Annotated in this window: 23 protein-coding genes and 2 pseudogenes; 6 read left to right on the forward strand and 19 right to left on the reverse strand. The window is 35.7% G+C overall.

Annotated features, from left to right (window positions below):
- Positions 1-51 precede the first annotated feature (51 nt).
- The 4 genes from IGI84_RS15020 to IGI84_RS15035 form a co-directional block, all read right to left on the reverse strand.
- Positions 52-1,521 (reverse strand): glycoside hydrolase family 1 protein, encoded by a 1,470-nt coding sequence (locus IGI84_RS15020; protein ID WP_086291521.1) that lies wholly within the window; start codon positions 1,519-1,521, stop codon positions 52-54.
- Positions 1,522-1,584: 63 nt separating this feature from the next.
- Positions 1,585-2,877 (reverse strand): PTS sugar transporter subunit IIC, encoded by a 1,293-nt coding sequence (locus IGI84_RS15025; RefSeq protein ID WP_201690632.1) that lies wholly within the window; start codon positions 2,875-2,877, stop codon positions 1,585-1,587.
- Positions 2,874-3,185 (reverse strand): PTS sugar transporter subunit IIB, encoded by a 312-nt coding sequence (locus tag IGI84_RS15030; RefSeq protein ID WP_077454076.1) that lies wholly within the window; start codon positions 3,183-3,185, stop codon positions 2,874-2,876. Before IGI84_RS15030 ends, IGI84_RS15025 begins: the two co-directional genes overlap by 4 nt.
- Positions 3,182-3,511, reverse strand: a complete 330-nt coding sequence (locus IGI84_RS15035; protein ID WP_325907733.1) for a PTS lactose/cellobiose transporter subunit IIA — start codon at positions 3,509-3,511, stop codon at positions 3,182-3,184. The genes IGI84_RS15030 and IGI84_RS15035 overlap by 4 nt, the downstream gene beginning before the upstream one ends.
- Before the next feature lie 102 nt (positions 3,512-3,613).
- Here IGI84_RS15035 and IGI84_RS15040 point away from each other — a divergent pair, with 102 nt between their 5' ends.
- The gene (locus IGI84_RS15040; RefSeq protein ID WP_257791493.1) at positions 3,614-3,742 is read left to right on the forward strand and encodes a hypothetical protein; all 129 of its coding nucleotides are present in this window, start codon (positions 3,614-3,616) and stop codon (positions 3,740-3,742) included.
- Positions 3,743-4,692: 950 nt separating this feature from the next.
- Here IGI84_RS15040 and IGI84_RS15045 read toward each other — a convergent pair.
- From IGI84_RS15045 to IGI84_RS15055, 3 genes are all read right to left on the reverse strand, one after another.
- Complete coding sequence (locus tag IGI84_RS15045) at positions 4,693-5,322, reverse strand: HAD family hydrolase (RefSeq protein WP_086291518.1); 630 nt, start codon at positions 5,320-5,322, stop codon at positions 4,693-4,695.
- Positions 5,319-6,092, reverse strand: coding sequence for a DeoR/GlpR family DNA-binding transcription regulator (locus IGI84_RS15050; RefSeq protein ID WP_077454073.1), 774 nt, complete (start codon positions 6,090-6,092; stop codon positions 5,319-5,321). The genes IGI84_RS15045 and IGI84_RS15050 overlap by 4 nt, the downstream gene beginning before the upstream one ends.
- A gap of 565 nt (positions 6,093-6,657) precedes the next feature.
- A complete protein-coding gene (locus IGI84_RS15055) occupies positions 6,658-6,756 on the reverse strand; it encodes a type I toxin-antitoxin system Fst family toxin (protein ID WP_123906408.1) in 99 nt (32 codons plus the stop codon).
- A gap of 502 nt (positions 6,757-7,258) precedes the next feature.
- Here IGI84_RS15055 and IGI84_RS15060 point away from each other — a divergent pair.
- Positions 7,259-7,546: an SdpI family protein gene (locus tag IGI84_RS15060; protein WP_226818314.1), complete on the forward strand. Its 288-nt coding sequence runs from the start codon at positions 7,259-7,261 to the stop codon at positions 7,544-7,546.
- Here IGI84_RS15060 and IGI84_RS15065 read toward each other — a convergent pair.
- The 9 genes and pseudogenes from IGI84_RS15065 to IGI84_RS15105 form a co-directional block, all read right to left on the reverse strand.
- Positions 7,475-7,672, reverse strand: a pseudogene (locus tag IGI84_RS15065) (hypothetical protein); the annotation flags it as partial. The gene IGI84_RS15060 and the pseudogene IGI84_RS15065 overlap by 72 nt on opposite strands.
- A 9-nt stretch (positions 7,673-7,681) precedes the next feature.
- Positions 7,682-8,194, reverse strand: coding sequence for a GNAT family N-acetyltransferase (locus IGI84_RS15070; RefSeq protein ID WP_096741911.1), 513 nt, complete (start codon positions 8,192-8,194; stop codon positions 7,682-7,684).
- Positions 8,195-8,244: 50 nt separating this feature from the next.
- Positions 8,245-8,820 carry a recombinase family protein gene (locus IGI84_RS15075; RefSeq protein ID WP_430600502.1) on the reverse strand — a complete coding sequence of 192 codons (576 nt, stop codon included), beginning with the start codon at positions 8,818-8,820 and terminating at the stop codon, positions 8,245-8,247.
- Positions 8,821-8,835: 15 nt separating this feature from the next.
- Positions 8,836-9,440 (reverse strand): annotated as a pseudogene (gene fic / locus IGI84_RS15080) (protein adenylyltransferase Fic).
- Between the two features lie 274 nt (positions 9,441-9,714).
- Positions 9,715-10,593 (reverse strand): AraC family transcriptional regulator, encoded by an 879-nt coding sequence (locus IGI84_RS15085; RefSeq protein ID WP_086291514.1) that lies wholly within the window; start codon positions 10,591-10,593, stop codon positions 9,715-9,717.
- A gap of 764 nt (positions 10,594-11,357) precedes the next feature.
- Positions 11,358-12,005, reverse strand: coding sequence for a hypothetical protein (locus tag IGI84_RS15090; protein ID WP_430600503.1), 648 nt, complete (start codon positions 12,003-12,005; stop codon positions 11,358-11,360).
- A gap of 170 nt (positions 12,006-12,175) precedes the next feature.
- The gene (locus tag IGI84_RS15095; RefSeq protein WP_086291511.1) at positions 12,176-12,370 is read right to left on the reverse strand and encodes a hypothetical protein; all 195 of its coding nucleotides are present in this window, start codon (positions 12,368-12,370) and stop codon (positions 12,176-12,178) included.
- A 23-nt stretch (positions 12,371-12,393) separates the two neighbouring features.
- Positions 12,394-12,909, reverse strand: coding sequence for a helix-turn-helix domain-containing protein (locus IGI84_RS15100; RefSeq protein ID WP_229045654.1), 516 nt, complete (start codon positions 12,907-12,909; stop codon positions 12,394-12,396).
- A gap of 16 nt (positions 12,910-12,925) precedes the next feature.
- On the reverse strand, positions 12,926-13,378 hold the full coding sequence (locus IGI84_RS15105) for a DUF5626 family protein (protein WP_430600504.1): 453 nt from the start codon (positions 13,376-13,378) through the stop codon (positions 12,926-12,928).
- 191 nt (positions 13,379-13,569) lie between these two features.
- Here IGI84_RS15105 and IGI84_RS15110 point away from each other — a divergent pair, with 191 nt between their 5' ends.
- The 3 genes from IGI84_RS15110 (at position 13,570) to IGI84_RS15120 (ending at position 15,672) form a co-directional block, all read left to right on the forward strand.
- Positions 13,570-14,520: a hypothetical protein gene (locus IGI84_RS15110; RefSeq protein ID WP_430600505.1), complete on the forward strand. Its 951-nt coding sequence runs from the start codon at positions 13,570-13,572 to the stop codon at positions 14,518-14,520.
- A gap of 239 nt (positions 14,521-14,759) precedes the next feature.
- A complete protein-coding gene (locus tag IGI84_RS15115) occupies positions 14,760-15,233 on the forward strand; it encodes a hypothetical protein (protein WP_430600506.1) in 474 nt (157 codons plus the stop codon).
- 13 nt (positions 15,234-15,246) lie between these two features.
- On the forward strand, positions 15,247-15,672 hold the full coding sequence (locus IGI84_RS15120; protein WP_096741923.1) for a hypothetical protein: 426 nt from the start codon (positions 15,247-15,249) through the stop codon (positions 15,670-15,672).
- Between the two features lie 164 nt (positions 15,673-15,836).
- On the opposite strand, the gene IGI84_RS15125 is transcribed toward IGI84_RS15120, so the two are convergent.
- A complete protein-coding gene (locus IGI84_RS15125; RefSeq protein ID WP_430600507.1) occupies positions 15,837-16,478 on the reverse strand; it encodes a hypothetical protein in 642 nt (213 codons plus the stop codon).
- A 15-nt stretch (positions 16,479-16,493) separates the two neighbouring features.
- Positions 16,494-17,141: a hypothetical protein gene (locus IGI84_RS15130; protein ID WP_430600508.1), complete on the reverse strand. Its 648-nt coding sequence runs from the start codon at positions 17,139-17,141 to the stop codon at positions 16,494-16,496.
- A 220-nt stretch (positions 17,142-17,361) separates the two neighbouring features.
- On the opposite strand from IGI84_RS15130, the gene IGI84_RS15135 reads away from it, so the two are divergent.
- Positions 17,362-17,937 carry a hypothetical protein gene (locus IGI84_RS15135; RefSeq protein ID WP_430600509.1) on the forward strand — a complete coding sequence of 192 codons (576 nt, stop codon included), beginning with the start codon at positions 17,362-17,364 and terminating at the stop codon, positions 17,935-17,937.
- Positions 17,938-18,174: 237 nt separating this feature from the next.
- Here the strand turns inward: IGI84_RS15135 and IGI84_RS15140 are convergent, their stop codons facing one another.
- Entirely contained in the window at positions 18,175-18,801 is a 627-nt protein-coding gene (locus tag IGI84_RS15140; RefSeq protein WP_430600511.1) for a helix-turn-helix domain-containing protein, read from the reverse strand.
- Between the last annotated feature and the right edge of the window lie 871 nt (positions 18,802-19,672).

Below are 19,672 nucleotides of genomic sequence, written 5' to 3' on the forward strand. Positions count from 1 at the left end.
AACAGAGAAAGAAAGGAAGGTTTCCTATCCTGCGAAATTCGTCTTAATACCCTATGCCAAATCACTCCCATTTGACGCAATCACTTTTTTATACCAATCAAAGGATTTCTTTTTCTTCCGATCGTAGGTGCCATTTCCTTCATCATCAGCATCAACATAGATAAAACCATAGCGTTTACTCATTTGCGACGTCGAGGCACTGACGATATCAATGCAGCCCCATGAGGTATAACCCATCAGGTCAACGCCTTCTTTTAGGGCTAAATTGATTTGTTCAAAGTGGGCTTTGAAATAATCAATGCGGTATTGATCATTGATTTCTCCCTTCTCATCGATTTCATCTGCTGCGCCTATGCCGTTTTCCACAATAAACAAAGGGATTCGATAGCGATCATACAAGGAGAGCAATGAGATTCGGAGTCCGACTGGGTCAATTTGCCAGCCCCATTCTGTCATCGGTAAGTAGGGATTTTTTACCCCTGTCGCAATGTTGCCGCTGACTTTTTCTCGCTGTTCGGCATCTTTTGAAACTACTAGGGACATGTAATAACTGAAGGAAAGAAAATCCACTGTGTATTCCTTGATCGTTGCCAAATCCCAGTTTTCCATCGCCACTTCAATGCCTTTTTCCTGCCATTCTCGCAAAAGCCATTTCGGATATTCTCCCCAGACTTGTACATCAGAATACAGGTGATTTTCTCGGTTGGCTTTTTCTGCTAAAGCAATATTCTCGGGATGGCAATCTTCTGGATAGGTCATGAGCTTAGTGACCATCGCCCCGATTTTTGCTTGTGGGTTTGATAAACGCCCATACTTGGTTGCCAACGAACTTGCCACAAATTGATGATGCAAGGCCTGGTAGATGGCGGCTTCTGCGGCTTGTTTTGTTTCATAACGCTCTTCGACTACGCCCACGGTCGTAAACGGATGACGAAAAACACTATCGATCTCATTGAATGTCAACCAATAGGTCACTAGGTCTTTGTATTCGGCAAAAACGACCTTGCAAAATTTGACAAAGAAATCAACGACTTCTCGAGAGACCCACCCTTGATAATCGGTGACAAGATGTAGCGGCATTTCATAGTGAGAAAGCGTCACCAATGGTTCAATGCCATTCTCTTTCAGCTCAGTCAAAAGGTCTCGATAGTATGCTAATCCTGCTTGATTTGGTTTTGCTTCGTCGCCCCGAGGAAAAATCCGCGTCCATGCGATCGATACTCGCAATACCTTAAAGCCCATTTCTTTAAACAATGCGATATCTTCTTTATATCGGTGATAAAAATCAATGCCACGACGTTTTGCATAGTTCCCTGTTCCTTTTTCGGCAATCGCTTCAGCAATGGCTTGTTCATCGACATGCCACTGCTTCTTATAGTCTTCTACAGAAACGTCAGGCTTGTATAGTGCCACATCTGCAACTGACATGCCTTTGCCATCAACATTCCATGCCCCTTCTGCTTGATTGGCTGCAATCGCACCGCCCCATAGAAATCCTTCTGGAAAATAACTTTTTGTCATAAAACTCCTCCTTCATTCTATTCCCTTGTATTCTTAAACAGACCCATCTTGAGAATCCTCTTACTATTCAGCTAACTCACTTTGGCGATTGCTCAAGAAAATAAATGGCAAATAAATGAACACCCCGACTACAATAATCAGCAATTGTAAAATGACTCCATTGATTCCCCAGCCAAGAAAGGCACCGACAATGATCGGTAAGCCAAAAGGTACATCCACAATGTTCGAGCCGATTAGTCCAAACTGATTGGCAGCTAATAACAGCGCCGCTGGAAGTCCACTTCCAAGAACAAAGGGAATCGCAAAAATCGGGTTCAATACTAGCGGTAACCCGAACACAACGGGTTCACTGATACCAAATAAAGAAGGAACTAAACCAATTTTGGCGACAGCTCGTAAGTCATCTTTTTTCGAAAACATCAATAAGCCGATATTCAGAGAAAGAATCAATCCTGCACCACCGACAACTAGGAAAGTTACCCAAGAACCCATCGTGATGACTTGATCTGGTGTTTGTCCTGCTTCATAGGCAGCAATATTGGCGGCTAATGCTGCAATCAAAATTGGATTACGAATTGGAGAAATAACGAGTCCTCCATGGATACCCACTAGCCAAAAAACTTGAGAAATGATCACTAAACCAATAATCCCGGCTGGATGCTGTAAAATTCCTTCCAATGGGGCTTGCAAGAAGCGGTACAATGCTTCGTTGATGTAGAGACCTGATGCCAATTCAAACAACCGCCCAGCAATGGCAATCACAAACAATGTGATAAAGATTGGTACCAACACACTAAAGGACTTACTGATGGCGCTAGGAACACTCGGCGGCATTTTGATTTGCAGACGCTCGATCTTATTCAGCTTGCAAAAGAATTCTACGGTAACCATCGTCAAAATCATACCGATAAACAGTCCGCCAGCATTCAAGGTTTCTACTGGCAGCCCAGCCGCCATTCCTGCCACTCCATCAACGACCGTCTCAAGTCCCTGTGGTACAACTGAAACATAGGCACTCAAGGAAACCACTGCACACATGATACCGTTCTCATTGTTACGTTCGCCTAAAATCCAACCCAAGATGACGATTACGGCTAACGTCATGGTATTCATCGTCGCAAAGTTGATGGCGGTAAAGGCTGGTTCCATAACGGCTAAAAAACTTAGGGCAGAAAACTGTGCCAGCCCTGTGGTTTCACTCGTTAACAATGAATTACCCAATGTTGCAAAAGAGCCTACGATAATGAAGGGCATCAACACGGTAAAGGTATTTTTTACGACACCTAAATATTTGTTATCATCTACTTTTTCTGCAATGATACTGACACTGTCAGCGAATTTATCGAAAGCGCTCATCCTTGTCCTCCATTTACTAACTCTTCCGCATGCTTCAAGACAGCTGCTCCATTGCCCCGACCGTAGTCGACTGCTTTGATGACTGCTACTGGCACTGTATCATTGACGATTTTTTTCACTTTACGCATCGTATGTTGTACTTGCGGTCCTAAAAGTAAGACATCAAAGTTGCCTAATTCTCGTTCAATCATGCTTTGATCGATCGCCCAAATTTTATAATCTTTTCCTTGTTCTTTTGCAGCTTCCTCCATTTTGGCAACTAAAATACTAGTGGACATTCCGGCAGCACAAGCTAACATAATTCTCATGATGAAACTCCTCCTTGTAATTCAGAAATTTTTTGGTATAAATAAAGCCACTCAGCTGCTTGTTCTGTGGCGGTCATTGCCATTGCTAAATGATCCTGAGCGTGTATCAATAGAATAGATAATTCCGTTTTTTCTCCCTTGGCTTCCGCTTGTACCAAATCGGTTTGACATTGATGGGCTTGCTGAAGCTCCTTTTTGGCTTCTTCTAACAAACGTTGTGCTTCTTCAAAATTTCCTTCGCGGGCCGCCTCAATCGCCATCATGGCAGCTGATTTTGCATTTCCCGCATGTAGAATCAGGGTAAAACTCACTTCGTAGTTATCCATATACTCTCCTTTAGCTGTTTTGACTTTTTAGTGAAACCATTGTTTATACTTACGAATAGAAATCAAAAATTTCCTTTTTTATCTAGAATAAAAGGCTGACCCATGAACGCTTATTTTGACCATTTTTGGCAATGGTATTTCTTTTTCTTCATTCAACGTCGTTCTTTGCCTCAAGAATCAACTATGACTGCCTATTTTTCTGCCAACTTCTGGTCGTTGTCCTCGTATTAGCTAGATACTTAGACTTAGGGAGCGGAAATGGTACTGCGCAGGTACCATTTTTGTGGAACCGACAGTTTTTTTAGGACGACTCTCCCCATTGTGCGCCTAGTACTGTTCATCAGCTACTCTGCCTCACTTTGTGAGTCAATCGTAGTGATTCCTAGTTTGGTGACTACGCTCCCTTGCACTCGCCTAGTACTGTTCATCATCTACTCTGTCTCACTTCGTGAGTCAATCGTAGTGATTCACAGCAAAAAGGCATTGGACGGATTTGTCCAATGCCTGTGAGATAGCTAAATAAGCGTTAGGCTTCTTGTGTTTTTGTCGAAAAAAATGCATACTCCTACTAGAAATGAAGGCGTTTTTTCGGTACAATAAACACGTTGATGCCTACGGGTATCAACTATGGCAACTTGATTGGTCATCCGGGTATTGGTGTGACTGATCAGGGCTTCGTATTGGTGTTGGTAGCACCGATACGAAGTGCCTATTTTTTTGATTTCTATTCGCCTTCTAGTTTATAGAAAGCGGTTTACTTTTGCAAGGGGAACTAAATTATAAATGAATGAATACGCAGAAATATCATGATTTTGTATATTATATCAATAAAATAATCGATAAGATTTATACTTTTTCTTCTTTGGTTATTTTTATGATATAGACATGCCTCAGGGAGATGAAACTTAAACCCAAGTTGTCTTCTTCAATTTTAAAAAAAACATATGTCGAATGTTAGGATTAAGTGCAACATGTGATTGTTTTTGTATAACGTTCGCTCGTGATCTGCTCTATTATATCCAGTTTCAATTTTCATATACATACTAATGACAAGGCATTCGTAGATAGACCAATCTCATTTCACAATTCAGGGCTTTAAATTCCTGCTACAACAATCACTGGAAATAATCCTCACTTATGTTAACCGTTAATGAAATAAAGTAATTTCTTTAGGAAGTAATCTATTTTAAGTGTTGTAATATTTCCAGAGGAGTTTCTAAACTAATATCTGCACTTGAGAATAGTGGATTTTCTTTTGCTCCCCACTTTGCTAAAGCAAATTTAGCTCCAGCTGATTGTGAGCTATGCATATCATAGATAGAATCACCTATGTAAATTGATTCTTCTGGTAAACTTCCTAATTTATTTAATGCATATAAAATTGGTTCAGGATTAGGTTTATGTTTCGTTGTATCAGAGGCAGTTACTGAAATATCAAAAAGTTTACTTAAACCAAAATGTTCAAATTCATTTTCCATTTCTTCATTTGTTTTGGATGTAACAATCCCAATTTGTATCTCATTTTCTTTTAACTTAGTCAATGATTCTTCCACTTGAGGAAACAAAGTCGCAAGATGAGAGTATTGTTTAACATTTTCGGACCAACATGCATGTAGCTTATCAGCTTCCTCTCCAGATGATGAATACCGTTCAATTGCTTTTTTTCCTGGTATCCCTAAGATATACTCTAAATCTTCTTCTGGAACATCCAAGTTTTTCTCTTCTTTTAGAGTTTTTTGTAAAGACTTAATCATAACAAATTCTGTATCTAAGATTGTTCCATCTACGTCAAATAACACCGTTTTAATCATGTTTGCACCCACTTTGAATTTATTATAGAGACATTACTATCTGATATTGTTCTTTCTAAATCATCTGGTAGACGACTTTCTACAACAAGAAAATCAATATCTTCGAAATCTAAACCTTTATAGTTATGACTTAAGCCGATTTTTGTATTATCAATTAGTAAAACTACAAATTTGGATTGTTTTCTTATCTTCTTTTTGAAATCTATATCTTCATCGTAGGCGTAATAAATACCTGAAGTTGTGATTCCAGCGGCACTCATAAAAGCAACATCAAAGATAAATGAATCCAGTTCCAGCATTGGTTTCGTTCCAACGACATTTCGTTTGATAGGATCGATGGTTCCACCTAAAATCTTAGTTTTACATTTAGTATTTCTCAATAGTTGATCGGCAATATCTAATGAATTTGTCGTTGCTACGATATTCTCATAGGGTCTTATATGTCTAGGAATGCAACTGACCGTTGTTGAAATATCTAAAAAAATATGGGAATTATCTTTTACTAAATTACTAGCAGTTTTTGCTAGAATATCTTTTTCAGCACTAAGATCTTCAGTACGTTCAAGATATTCATCTAAACGACTAAAGGTATTGGGCAAACTAATTCCACCATATGTGCGATCGATAGCATTATTTTGAGCTAATTTGACAATATCTCTTCTTGCTGTATCTCTTGAAGAACCTGTTAAGGTAACGATTTCCTTCAAACTAAGAGTTCCACGCGACTTCAATTCCTCCAAAATTAACTCAAGCCTTTTCTTTTGAATCATAAATACGCCTCCCTCTAAGCCGATGTAAGCTTATTTACATACTAACTTAAACTAACTTATAAGTCAACGTTATCCTTTAGTACATAACAAAAACACCCAGATTAGATTTGCTGGATATTGCACTTTATTCTGGTATCCTAGTTAGAAAAACACATTTGAGTCCATATTATGTAAAATAATTTTCGATATGTACCTCACTATTCTACTCACCTACCTTGAATGAGCTTGATTGCGTCTCTTTTAATCAAGCTCATTCATTCTACTCTCAAAGCGAACAGTAACTGGGTAAATGATCATTTCAACGAATCTTTCCTTTTGACCAATGGGAAGAAAATTTTAAAGATCCAATGCTACAGCAACCATTATGGACCGTTTGGTTCATCTTTAGTTGCGCTTCATATGAAAAACGACCTAGGTAGTTCTTTTCAATATTCTATGATAAAATAGATTTGCGAAACGTGAGAATTTCGAGCATAGAAGTACAAAAGCCAGCCCTACTGCCAATAGGTCTGGCTTCTTTTCGTTCATTGCGACTCGGAACGTGTGGGTTAATGACAACTAGCTCTTAGTCATCGACTTTCTCGTCTAACCAACGAGAAATCATTTCCAGATCCAATCCGCAAAAAATTGGGGCGATAACCAACGTGAGAATTTGTTGAAGCATAAAAGCACCCCCTTTCAGGGGCAAGTTGTCTCATCTAGTGTATCAAAATGTCAAAAGGATTTGATGATAATTAGGAATGTACTCATATTATTTTGCATCTATTATTCTCACAAAGTAATCTTTCTCTAATATCTATGACGTATCCATGTTTGGAAGCGGCAGAAAAATTTTAGCTTTACAACATAAAAGCACTCCCTAACTGCGAAGAAAGGGAACGCTTTGCTTGCTAATAACGACTAATATAAGTCGGCTTGCTACACTATCTTTAATTTTTTTCTATTCATTATAAATTTTAACCATATTTCGGAAATTTAATTTTCAAGTTATTAAAAACAGATTCACTTCGATACTTTCACCTTTTTCAAACTTATTGATAACATGCTTAAAAATAAGTTGGACATCTTCAGCCACAAAGACACTCGATTACTTTCTGTGATACAATTAATATATATTAATATATATGTTATAACAAGGAGGGTACATAGTGGATATTGGGTTATTTATGCTGACGCTTTCATTATTAGCATCACTTGCGAGTATTTTCAAATTAAATTCATCACCAAATTTTCTAATCGGCTACAGAACTAAACAAAGTATGTCTAACGATCAAAACTGGAGGTTCGCTCAAAAAACATTCTTCCCTATGTCGTTTATTTTTGTTTTCATCGTAATACTATTTAATAGGAATGGATTCATTGGAGATGGGGTCTATACTGTTTTATGTCTCGTCGTTTATATGCTTGCAGCTGTAGTCACTGAATATATGTTGTATAAGAAGAATAGGAAGTAACAAACAAATATGCTTAATTTTATCCAGAATCATTTCAAGGGTCTCATAGGTATCTATATCTAACTGGCACAACCAAAGCAGATACTTCTTTTCTTTGTAGGTCCAATCAACATTTGAATTATTACTTTCATAAAACTAATGATAGTATTTTGCCATAAAATACTCATCTTTATTTTCTCCATCTATCTTCATTGATATCTTCCGTACACCTTCTATAACAAAACCGTTATGAATATATAAATCAACGGCTCTTTTATTATGTGAAAGAACTGTCAGCTCTATTCTCTCAATCCCATTATCTTTAGCCCATGAGTCTAATAATACAAATAGCTTTTTCGCAATACCTTGTCCGCTATAGTCCTTTAATACTCCAATAGTTAAGTAGGCTACATGTTGATTTCTAGCAAAAATTCCACGTTCTGCTGATAGATAGCCTACCAATTTATTATTGTTCAATGCTACCTTAAGAAAGTCACGTTTTTTAATGGCTGATTTAATATTCTCTTCAATCTGATTTAAACTCTCCTCATCTTTCACTCGTTCTGACGGTTCATACATCATATACCTAGTTTCTTGATCCAATAACTTTTTCAAATCCCAAAATAAATGAACCTCACTCAGATTTAGATTTCTATAGGTGATATCCATCGCTAAACCAGTCCTCCTTTACTAGTCATCCTAATATAGTTGATACTTTTTTACTCATCCTCTTCAATTTTTTTCTTTATTCTAAAAAGTGTACTGCGGCTAAACCTAGTGATAGCTTCTACTTCTTTGTATGATTTGCCGGAAATAAGAAGTTCATATGCATGGTGTTTCTTTGGAGTAATTGTAGCTTTCGGGCGTCCTTCTTTAAAGTTCGGATTATTCTTTTTAGCAAAAATCTTTCCTTCTTGAGTACGTTCTACGATCATGGCACGTTCCATTTCAGCAATACTCCTCAAGATGCGGACGATCATTTTCCCCATCAACGTATTTTCAATTGTCCCTAAATTCAAAACCTTGATCGTAACGGTTTCATCAAGCAAAGGCTCAATGACTTCTAAAGCTTCCCGTGTATTACGGGCGAACCGATCAAGTTTCGTAACAACGATTTCGTCTCCAGGCTTGAGACCAGCCAAAAGCTGATTGAACTTTGGCCGATCTCGTTTTGTACCTGTAAATTTTTCAGAAAAAATATTCTTCTTCTCAATATCGTTCTCAAGCAGCTGTTGAATCTGCTCCTTCGTACTTTGAGAAGTAGTTGAAATACGTGCATAGCCATATTTTGTCATTTGATCCACCTGCTCTTACAAATCATCGATCGTATATTCAGAGTACCCTTCATAAAAATAGCTAACATCGATTCCTTTCATATATAACTCACGATCGTCAATTTTATCAGTCAGAGCATTAGAAATTAAATAGCATATTTCTAAGTCATTTATTGGACTGCGCTCCATTGCGGAAAGATAGTCTTCTTTGTTGATTAAGCACCAATCGACAACTTTCTGCAATTCTTTTTTTTAAATGAGAGCCAGCCAAATTCTAGTAGTCCGACCATTTCCTTCACGAAAAGGGTGAGCGATATTCATCTCTACATATTTCTTGATAATCTCTTCAAAAGAAGTTTGCGGCAGCTGATCAATATGCTTTAACGAACGCTCCAAGTACATGACCAGCGCAAATTGAAAATTTCCTTTTGTGATATTGACTGTTCGAATTTTTCCTGCAAAATCGTAGATTTCTGAAAAGAGAAACTCATGAATTTCAGCTAAGCCTTTAAACGTGCCAACTTCGATTTCATTTATTTTTCCTGAATCATATAATTCCTTCGCTTTTTGCTTGCTTAGTTTTTCTTCAGCCTTGTCTAATGCAGCTTGATTGGTTAAACCAAAATGTTATCTAAAATCATGCAAAATCCTCTTAACTTTATGAAATAAGTTTATGGAAGACTCTCAAGCCTATTATACCGAGTGTTTACCAACGTATCAAAAACTATTAAGTTTCTGACCCTGTAACTCGCACTTCAAAACCTTACTTAAAAAGAAGTCTGAAAGAAAAAAAGAGTATTCAAAAATTCTTTTTTCTAAATAGCTACATCATATCTATATATTGACACTCAAAGAACCAGAATAAGTTATCTGAAAGCCGACTTATTCTGGTTAATGATGATCTTTATTATATTTTTACATTGAAAGAATTGCTTCCTTCTCTTTCACTGCAACCCAAATCTCACTGTAACAATTTTCTAGCCCTTCATCATAGTTTGTAAAAGAAAGCTCTGGGGCTTGGACCAATTCGTAGTTTGAAGAGGGCAGCCATTCAGAGTAGATCTTTCCCCAAGTATCTTGTAAAGTCTGAGGAAATGGTCCCTTATTTGGGAAAATCGCCCATTTGTGTTTCGCAATAGGTAGTTGCTCCAAATCATCAAAAAGATTTTCTTGTGTTGTCGCAAAACCGATGAAATGTGTTAGTTCTCCTGTTTCCTCCATCCTTCCTTCATCGAACCCGTAGGAAGCGTTCAACACCTGATTAGGATACATATTCCCTAATTTACGCATTTCTGTTCGTTGCTTTTCCGTCATTGATTGTGCCAGCTCTTGAACCACCTTGTTTGTTCCTTCAAATTGTATGGGAACACGCTTTGAGACACCCACTAAATTGAATGTGGGTTTTTCTTCAATTTTAAAATCCATTGAAACTCCTCCTTTAACATTAATATAAAAGGATAGTGGAGGAAAAGACTTTTGAAACTGATTTTTGATAATCTCGGAAGGCAAGAAGCCTGACCATTCTCGGAATGCTCTTGAAAATCCCTCTACGGACTGGTAGCCGTATTTAAAGGCTACTTCTGTTACGGATTCACCGTTGATTAAATCACTATTAGCCAATGCCAACCGTCGATTTCTAACATATTCTACTAATGAAATCCCAGCAATAAATGAAAACGTACGCTTTAAATGGTATTCAGATAACCCCATCGTTTTAGCAGCCTCTGCCAGTGAAATCTCTTGTGTTAATCGCTCTTCGATATACGTCATCAACCGATTCAACTCTTGAATCATTTCTTCCACCTCACCTATGTACTGATTCTATATAAGATTCCGTTATCGGACTTGATAAATGCTAGACTAATATTATCGGTTTCACCTATTGGAATGACGAATCGTTTAATCTCAAACTTCATGCACGTACTCTATAAAAATAGTGCCTATTTCCAACTTGTTTTTCTTCAACAACTATTAAACACCTCCTTACTCACAATTGCTAACCGAATACTCGGTAGATTTGAATGAGTCTAGAGGATTTTTTATGTTTTTATCGCTTTCCTCTGAAACTTCGTGGATATTCTTCCGGTAACGAACTGTTCTAAAATTCATCGTCTCCTATTTTCAGCTGAACATAGATTTTGTTACGAGTTTCTGTGCACTATATAGAATACTTTTCATAGAAATTTGTTCAAAGAAAAGAATGTCCAGAAAACAGTCATTTTCTGAACACTCCAATTTTAATGGTAACCACAGTTTTATAATTTTTCTTAATTTTGAATTCCATATCGAGATTATGTTAATTTGGGGAAGAATTAACACGCGCACTAATTTATTATCATTTCTTAATCGTTTTATAAATACCGTATGCACAATATAAAATAAACAAGACGGGGATAACGATTAATGGCGTTTTTAGTAATAAATAAGGATCTAAAACACCATTGACTGTACCTTGTTTAACCAAAAGATAGTTGCAGTAACTGATCAATTGTAATTGAAAAAATAGAATGAATCCGATAAATAAACTATAAATGTATTGTTTCTCCATCTTTTTCTCCTTAGAGGTTTTTAAATGAGTAATCCCAATGACTAAAGGTTTTTACAGTAGCGGTTTTAGTTGTCTTTGTTTTGACCCCACTTATATATTCACGCTGTACTACTTTTGTAGATTTGTACACTGGTCTAAAAATTATTTGTTGTCTTTTACCTGCGGGGATGTTTATAGAATAAGATACTCCGTAAGTCTTTGATTGCCCAATTGTAATTCCCAACGATGCTCCGATTTTATCGGCACCAATTGGATAACTACCTGAAATAGAAGACGAAACAGATCTACTAGAAGTATTTGAGTTAGTGGCTGACAATGTTGCTTTTCCCTTTCCAGACGGTCCATTTCTCCATGCGCCATAGGATGTACCAGCTGATGTTTTCGATTCAATTCTCCACATTCTATATTGAGCTACCCTAGTATTTACTTGTGTACCTTCCGAGTACAAGTTCGTATCATTATCAAGATTAATTTCAGGAATGTTTAAGTACTCTGCTCCTTCGTCCGAAAAAATTGGTGCATTTTCGTCAGGAAGAATAAGTTCGTTAGTTTCTTCCATTGTTTCTGCTTTAGCATAAGTTACTGCACCACCAAAAACTGTAAATACAGTGGATGCAATTATTGCTGTTAACATAGTTGTTACGATAGATTTTTTCATTTTGATCCCTCTTTCATTTTTTATACACTAAGTATCCTTGAAATATGAAAAAAATGTAAGGAACAAAAAGTTTACATCATCGGTTTACTACTAAAGGTAAACGAAAAGGTTATTTTTAGTAGTTACTATTACACCTTCAGAATTAAAATTGTCTTCACCATAGAATGGGACTACTCATTTAATAGTTTATCTCTTTCTTGAACTAATTCTTTTTCTTTATCAATCAGTGTAAGAAATGTTTTATCAGAATACAGTTCTTCCTGAGTATTACCCCTAAATAGAAGAAATTCTTCCGCATAGTTTAATTTTTGCTGATTGACGCTTCTTCTTTCGTTACAAACAGTAAGTAAATTTCGTTTTTTCATTCTTACTCCTACTGATTTTGACGTTATTCAATCTGTTCGATCGAAACTGATCCCCAACCCATATAATTTGCTAAGTGTCCGTATCCAGCATATAAATTTAACGCCAGTGCTAAAATGCTGATAAGCCAAATTAATTTGTAGTATGAATTACAGCGCTTATTTCTGACAAATACGAACATACACACAATAATGCCTACTGGAAATATGAACGATGCTAACGCTGAAAGACCGATTAAAACCAGACTTTCATCTTTTCCCAAGGTATTTCTTAAAAGTCTGAGCTTCTGTTTCTTACTAGCAATATCTTCATTATTATGTTCAATTTTTTTCTTCAATTTTTCATTCTCATCGAGTAGCTCTCCAATAGAAACTTCATAAAGTTGGCTCAATAGAATTAAGTTATCGTAGTCAGGATAGCCTCGGTCATTTTCCCACTTTGAAATAGATTGTCTTGAAACATTAAGCTTTTCAGCTACAAACACTTGTGAGAATCCTTTGTTTTCTCGATGTGACTTAAGTTTTTCCCCGAGTTCCATCATTAAATACACCTACTTATTATTTTACAACCAGTTTACCATTTGAAATAGTCGTCGTCACGCTCGCACTAGAAGTCATTGTTCCAATCTTGTGTTTGAAATTACAGATAGCTCTTGATGAATTGCTACTCAAAGAACTTGAAGTAATACTTCCTTGATAAGTGGTCATATTTAAATTAGTTGCAGCTGTGAATTGTTTGTTCGAGTTAACAGTCACATTGTACGACACTAACCAATTACCCGTGCTTTTTTTCGAGACTTTGTATGTCCCTTTACCTACCCTAGTACCGGATGAAATATTTTCAATCATTAGTTCAATGGTTTCTCCCGAGTCATCTATATACGATGACTCGCTTCTAATAGTTGTTGAATCAAGGTCAAATACTAATTCCTCATTTTCGTGCGCAAGTCCCGTGGCTGGAAAAAAAAGAATACCTACCCCTAATATAAATAACGCAAATATTTTGTTCATTTCGTTCTCCTATTCTAAATTTTTCTCTTAGTATACATTGTAATAATGGCATTTATAAGTATCGTTCTATTTACACTACGTAAACTTCAGGTTTACATCCCTTCGTAAACCTGAAATGTAAATAGATTAGTCCTTTAAAGTAAATAGATATGTGGCATTATGAAAATGTAAATGGAAAAGGAGTGTGAATGATGGAAAAGAGAATATTTAAAAATAAAAAAACGTCATTATTGTTTACCATACTTTCAATAGTTGCATTATCCATACTTATTTTTTTAGTTTTGCCCGGCCTCTTATTAACTAATCATAAGTCCGAAGAAACTCAAACTATTGTTTTCGAAAACACCATAAGTTATGGATTACGTGATAGTAATGGTCAGATAGTTGATGTAGGTACACAAATAAGCCAAAGCGGCTCATCTTCATTTTCAGGGGATCTTGAAATTATCCAAGATATGGAGGGACAATACCTTTATTACTTAAACATTTTAAAGGACTTGCATGAAATTCCCTATGAAGTTAATGGTAAAGAAGTTACTTCGGCAAACATGTTTTCATTGACCAATAAACAGAAAATAAATATAGACCTTTCAATAGATAATATTTCTGAGGGAAACGAACTAATGGTTTTACTTTTTAAATATCCGAAATCGAACGACTCGATGACCTTGGAAAGAAGTTTAGAATACTCAGTTATGGGACTAAGATTCAATTTGACTAATAACAGTACCTATCCTCAGTCCATTAAATTTCTTAATGATAATGATACGAACGATTACAATGCCAGAATTTCAATGGTAAATGTTCAATCTTCAAATGAAGCGATCCTCGAACTTGAAAAAAGATCTAATGACAGTGTGGAGCTTCTTTTGGGACAAACTAGTCATGAGAACAGCAGACACTCTATCCTTTCCTTTGTAAATGGCTCTCTCATAGAAAAAAACGAACTGCCTCCAAACACCGTGTATGAAATCTCTGATAATAAATTGTATAGGATTCCGATTAAAATTCCCTTCACAAAAAAAGAAAACAGTATTTTTCAATTAGTTGATGTTCTGTCGCCATATCAAATGAACGATGGGATATATTCTATTACTGAGATTGATTTCTCAAATCCTATCCTCATAAAAAATAGTAAGTAGGTGGAAAAATATGAAAAAAACAGCAAATCTTGTAAATAACTTAATTTTCGCATATTTCATATATTGTATATACGTCATAATCTCGCCAATAGTTGTGCCATTTATTTTCCAGTTATTGTTAGCAAAAGAGGTTCCTTTGGATACAGTAAATCACAGTTTCTCTTTCGTGAAAGCAGTATTATTTATTGTTTTCATCTTGAAGGGTAACTTTGAGAATAAAAAGAAAGAAGGTCATCATAATGAAAAAAGTACTATATAAAATGGGGGTACTGAGCCTCTTACCACTCACAACACTACCAGGTTTTGCATACGCCTCTGAAGAAGGTGAAAATATTCAAGAAGAACCAATTCTAGAAGAAGTAGTCGTCTCGAATAGTGATTCCAGCTCCATGGCTGGTGGAGTTTCACGGGCTTCCATCAAGTGTACTACTACTGCTACAATCCATTACACACTCGCTCCAATAAGTGCAGCGTCCTCTGCAACTGGAGAAGCTGCTAAAATGATGGACAGTATCTTTGTACGATCACGACTTTACAATTCAAACGGTGTACTGAAAAATGATAAGTCCTCTACTAAAACAAAAACAGCCTATAATTCTGTTAAAACAAATCATGCACCAGTAAGTGTTTCAAAAAACTATACCTATGCAAATTCGACATTTAAAAAGTCAGGCTATTCAACAGTCACTCATGAAGTTAGAGCAAATCAATAAAGGAGAATAAGTAATGAAGAAAAAAATTATGCTTTTTACACTCTTTCTAAGTACCATAGCACTCACTGCCCCAACGACATCTCTTGCAAGCGAACAAGGAAATCTACTTGAAGTTGTTGACTCAAACGAAGCAACAATGTCGAACGCACGCACACGCTCTTCTATTTCAGTAAAAGGAAATCTATCAAAATCTAATCTAGTTTTTGTGGCTACTTCAACTGCTAGTCAAAAACAAGATTCTATCTGGTCGAAATGTGAGTCTTATACATCTGGAAAAAAACTCATAAACAGCGATCAGAATACAGTAAAAAATAGCAAATATGGAAGCGCTCAAGCAACGTTTGGTATACTGCACACTAGCCCTAAATCTTTAGGGTATCATCAGTTTAAAAAATCAGGCTACAACACTGTAACACTAACAACAAAATATAATTGGTAAAATGAAAATGGGGGCGTGACATAAGTTAATTAGATACGCCTTCCAAAAAATAAGGACCAAAACTCAAATTTTTATATGTATATTTTGGACACCCAAATTCCCTCGCCAATAAAGTGAATCTGGCGAGGGATATTTATTATTATAATCAAATATTTTTCAAGCAATTACAGGTTTAGTGCTGCTTCCAAGAATAATCTTCCCATACCACTAATACTGGTATAAGCAGACATGTATGCACGTCCATTTCCAGCTGTATTTTGGGAAGCATATCCCCATCCAGTATTATAAGAGAAGGTATTGCTAGTAGGATATTTCCATGCAGTCTGTTGAACATTTGGTCCTCTATAAGTTACATAACGATCGGAGACGATAATTGATGTGGTAGAAGCTTTGCTCCAGGATCCATGACATTTTTCAACCTTGATAGTATTACCAGAAATCCAATAGGTCAACGTTATACTCGATTTCGCAACACCATTATTAGCTGAACCAGTATTAGTAGATAATGGGGAAATATTAGTATTATCAGATTCATCAGGAGTAAAGTAATAGTCGACTTCTATAGTAGTCTCATACTTCTTTTCTTCTAATGCAGGAACTATTGAAAATTTACTTAAATAAGTTAATTCCTTATGTTCGATAACTTTTGTTTGCGTACTTCCTTCTCCGACAGCACCTTCAGCGGAAGTAATCTTTGCCTCAACTGTAGGAATAGTTGCTAGAGAATCGGCTTTAGCCTGTAAAGTATTTCCAAACAATATTGTTAATGAGACAAATCCGATAAGAGTGATAAGTATTTTTTTCATTTGTGTTCTCCTTTTTTATAATCTAGAGGCTGTTGCAGAAACTCTATAGCTAGCCATTCCAGACATTGCTACTGTTCCTGATACCGTAGTTTTTGCAGTAGCAGCTCCACCATAATTGTAAACATATCCCCATCCAGTATTATACGTGGTTAATGAATTAGAAGTAGGCGTTCTTTCTAAGGCATTGGTAAAACCCTGTTGAACTTTTAAGTTTCTGCTTGAAACACTTGCAAAGGAACTGGTCAATGTAAATCTGGAAGAAGCGCTAGTTACTTTAATGTTGTCTCCAGATTTTGTATAAGTAATTCTTGCGAGTACTTTCACAGCTCCGGTTGAATTTGTTTCATTATCATTACTAGCAAATGGTTTGATCATATCGCCGATAGTTTCATCTTCAGGAGTAAACTCAATCTCAAACTCAGAAACGTAGCTCTTTTCTTCGCTAACATTGCCATCAGTGATCATACTTGATCTTAAAGAAGGTACTTCATAAGTTTTATTAGTTAGTATCTCAACATTTTCATTTGCGTACTCCCCAGTATCAATATTTTGAACTGAAAAATTTATTTCGTGAGGGTTCTCAATTTGACTAGCTGAAACTTTATCTGACAACAAAAATACACTACCGACAAGTACGGATAACACAAGAACAATTTTATTCATGATAACCTCCAAATAATTTTATTAGACTAATTTAATCTAGCCTTAACTTATTATACATCTTTTTTTCATAAGAGTAAATAAATAATATAATGCACTTTATTTATTTTTTTATCTTTATCAGACTTTTAAAATTAAAAATTTATTTGTTTGCATAATTCGAACTCATTCATATATAATGAGATAAATAAGAGTCATATTGTAAAATGAGGAGGGATTTATAATGAAAAAAATCAGTTTAAGTATTTCAGCATTACTAGTACTTGTGGCTATAGGGGGATGTACTTCCAGAAATAACAATAACGAAACGAGTAGTTCCAGTATCGAAGTAAGTGCTACAAGTGATTCTGCTACTAATCCTACGGGAGATAGCATCGATATTATGAGAACTGATGGCGATAACGCAAGGTTTAAAGTAGAACAAAAAGCGGGGCAATCCATTCATATCATGTCTACTAATCTAAAGACTGAAGAAGCGACAGAAATAGTTACTTCGGAATTTGTAAATAACTCCCAAAGCAGAGAATTAGAATTGATTTTTACCACTCAAAACAATAAATTTGAAGTCTCATTGTCGGCTTCAGGTAGTGAAGAATTATCGGATACTAGCACTTTTACGGCTGATCAAAAATATGTTGCATTCATCCCCTACAGTTCTGAAGAAAAAAACAAGTTAGGTGTTTTCGTAATGAGTAATGATCAGAAGATTATTACTGATATAAAAAATGATTTGGATAATATAACTAACTATATTGAAAGTGATTCAGATTTTTACGAACAATCGATAGAGGTAAAATAGATTAGTATCTCCCGTCCTAGCATAGTTTATTAGATCAGATGTTAAATTTATAATATTAAGTTGATCAAAATAAAGAGTGCCCAGATAATAACTCTGGACACTCTTTATTTTGTGGGTAAAACAACCTTTGGGTTTACAATACACTCTATTAAATAAGGGGAATATTTTCATAGGTTGACATTACCTGGATACTCTCACGTGCACTATATGTTCGTTAAGTAATCCTCAACGAGAGAATTAGTTAGTTACAGTTCCTGTTTCTAAATCGATGGTATAATTCGTGTTTTTAATTTTGATAGTTTGCTTATCAGATAGAAAATCATTAGGAATTTCTAAATTCACTCTCTTCTTTGGATTAAAAATAGCTTGTAGCTGTATCCTTTTCGAGACTTCAATAATCCCCTTTCCATCCTCTAGATCCGGATAATATTCCCAGACTTCAGGTTGTTCAAATACATTGAGATTCAATTGAACCTCAATATTAGTGTGATCCTTTGATTTAGTAACAGTAACAGAATCTACATCGTCTTTACCAATATCCATTGAGGGAGAAAAATAGTTTAAAACAAATATAGAAATTAAAAAGGTTAAACAAAGTGTCGCTATTTTCCATCCTTTGTATTTTTTTGACATATTAACCTTTTGTGCGAAATCTTTTACCATTACAGAATCACCTCGTAAAATTTCATCTAAGGAAAATTCAAAAAAAGTGCTAAGTTCTACAAGAGTATCTATATTAGGGTATGATAATTCATTTTCCCAGCGAGAAACAGTTTGACGTGTAACATTAAACTGCTTCGCAATATCTTCTTGTGTTAAATTTAAATCAGTTCTCTTTTGGCGTAACATTTTTCCGATTTCCATAAATAAAGTTTATCCTCCAAGGGTTCGTTTGTTTAGCAATTGCCATTTAACAATTGATTTTGTAAAACATAAATTGCTCTAATTATTTTATTGTACCTGTAAACGAGTAAGAATTGTTTATCAAGTTACCATTATAAAATTGAGCATACCAAGTTGTACTAGATTTAATTCCATTCCAGGTTACTGACCGGCTTTTCCCTGCTTTGACAGAAAAAGAAATATACGTTGTACTACTATTTTTACACTTTATATCTATAACATTTTTTCCTGTATTACTAATCGATACGGTATAAGAAGTTTTTCCTTTGAATGTATAAGAAGAATACACGTATCCCCCTCGATCACTACTTCCACTAAGGGAATATTTACCTTTGGAGGCTATGTTCCAATTGCTACTTGGCACATTAGCTCCTCTAGTCAACCCAGGGATAGTTATGCCAATATTTTCAATTGGGTGATCGCTTAAATCGGCATCCGTTTCAACATCACTAATAATTTCAATTCCCTCAGAAACCCAAATCTCTGATTCTTCAGCTGAAGCTGCTACACCCCATTAATAAAGATAGAACAGCTGCAATCCCTAAAATAATTTTCTTCACAATGATCATCTCCGATTTTTTCTGATTACTATATCAGTCAAGTAGGATTATACATTGTGTTCGACAAAACAGACACGCAATTATCATGTTACATCCCTGAAAACATGCTATTCTACCGTATTCGTCTTTCTATTTGTTGCCCCCCATCTTTTCATGAGAGGGACCCACTCTTCTAAAGATTCGATTTTTCCACCAGCCTCTTCGATCTATCTTTTTTGCTTTTGCACGATATGGTTATCTATTTTAGTAATCCCTTGAAAATAAAAGGTCAG

Source organism: Enterococcus sp. DIV0008, assembly GCF_050542615.1.
Taxonomy (GTDB): Bacteria; Bacillota; Bacilli; order Lactobacillales; family Enterococcaceae; genus Enterococcus_D; species Enterococcus_D innesii.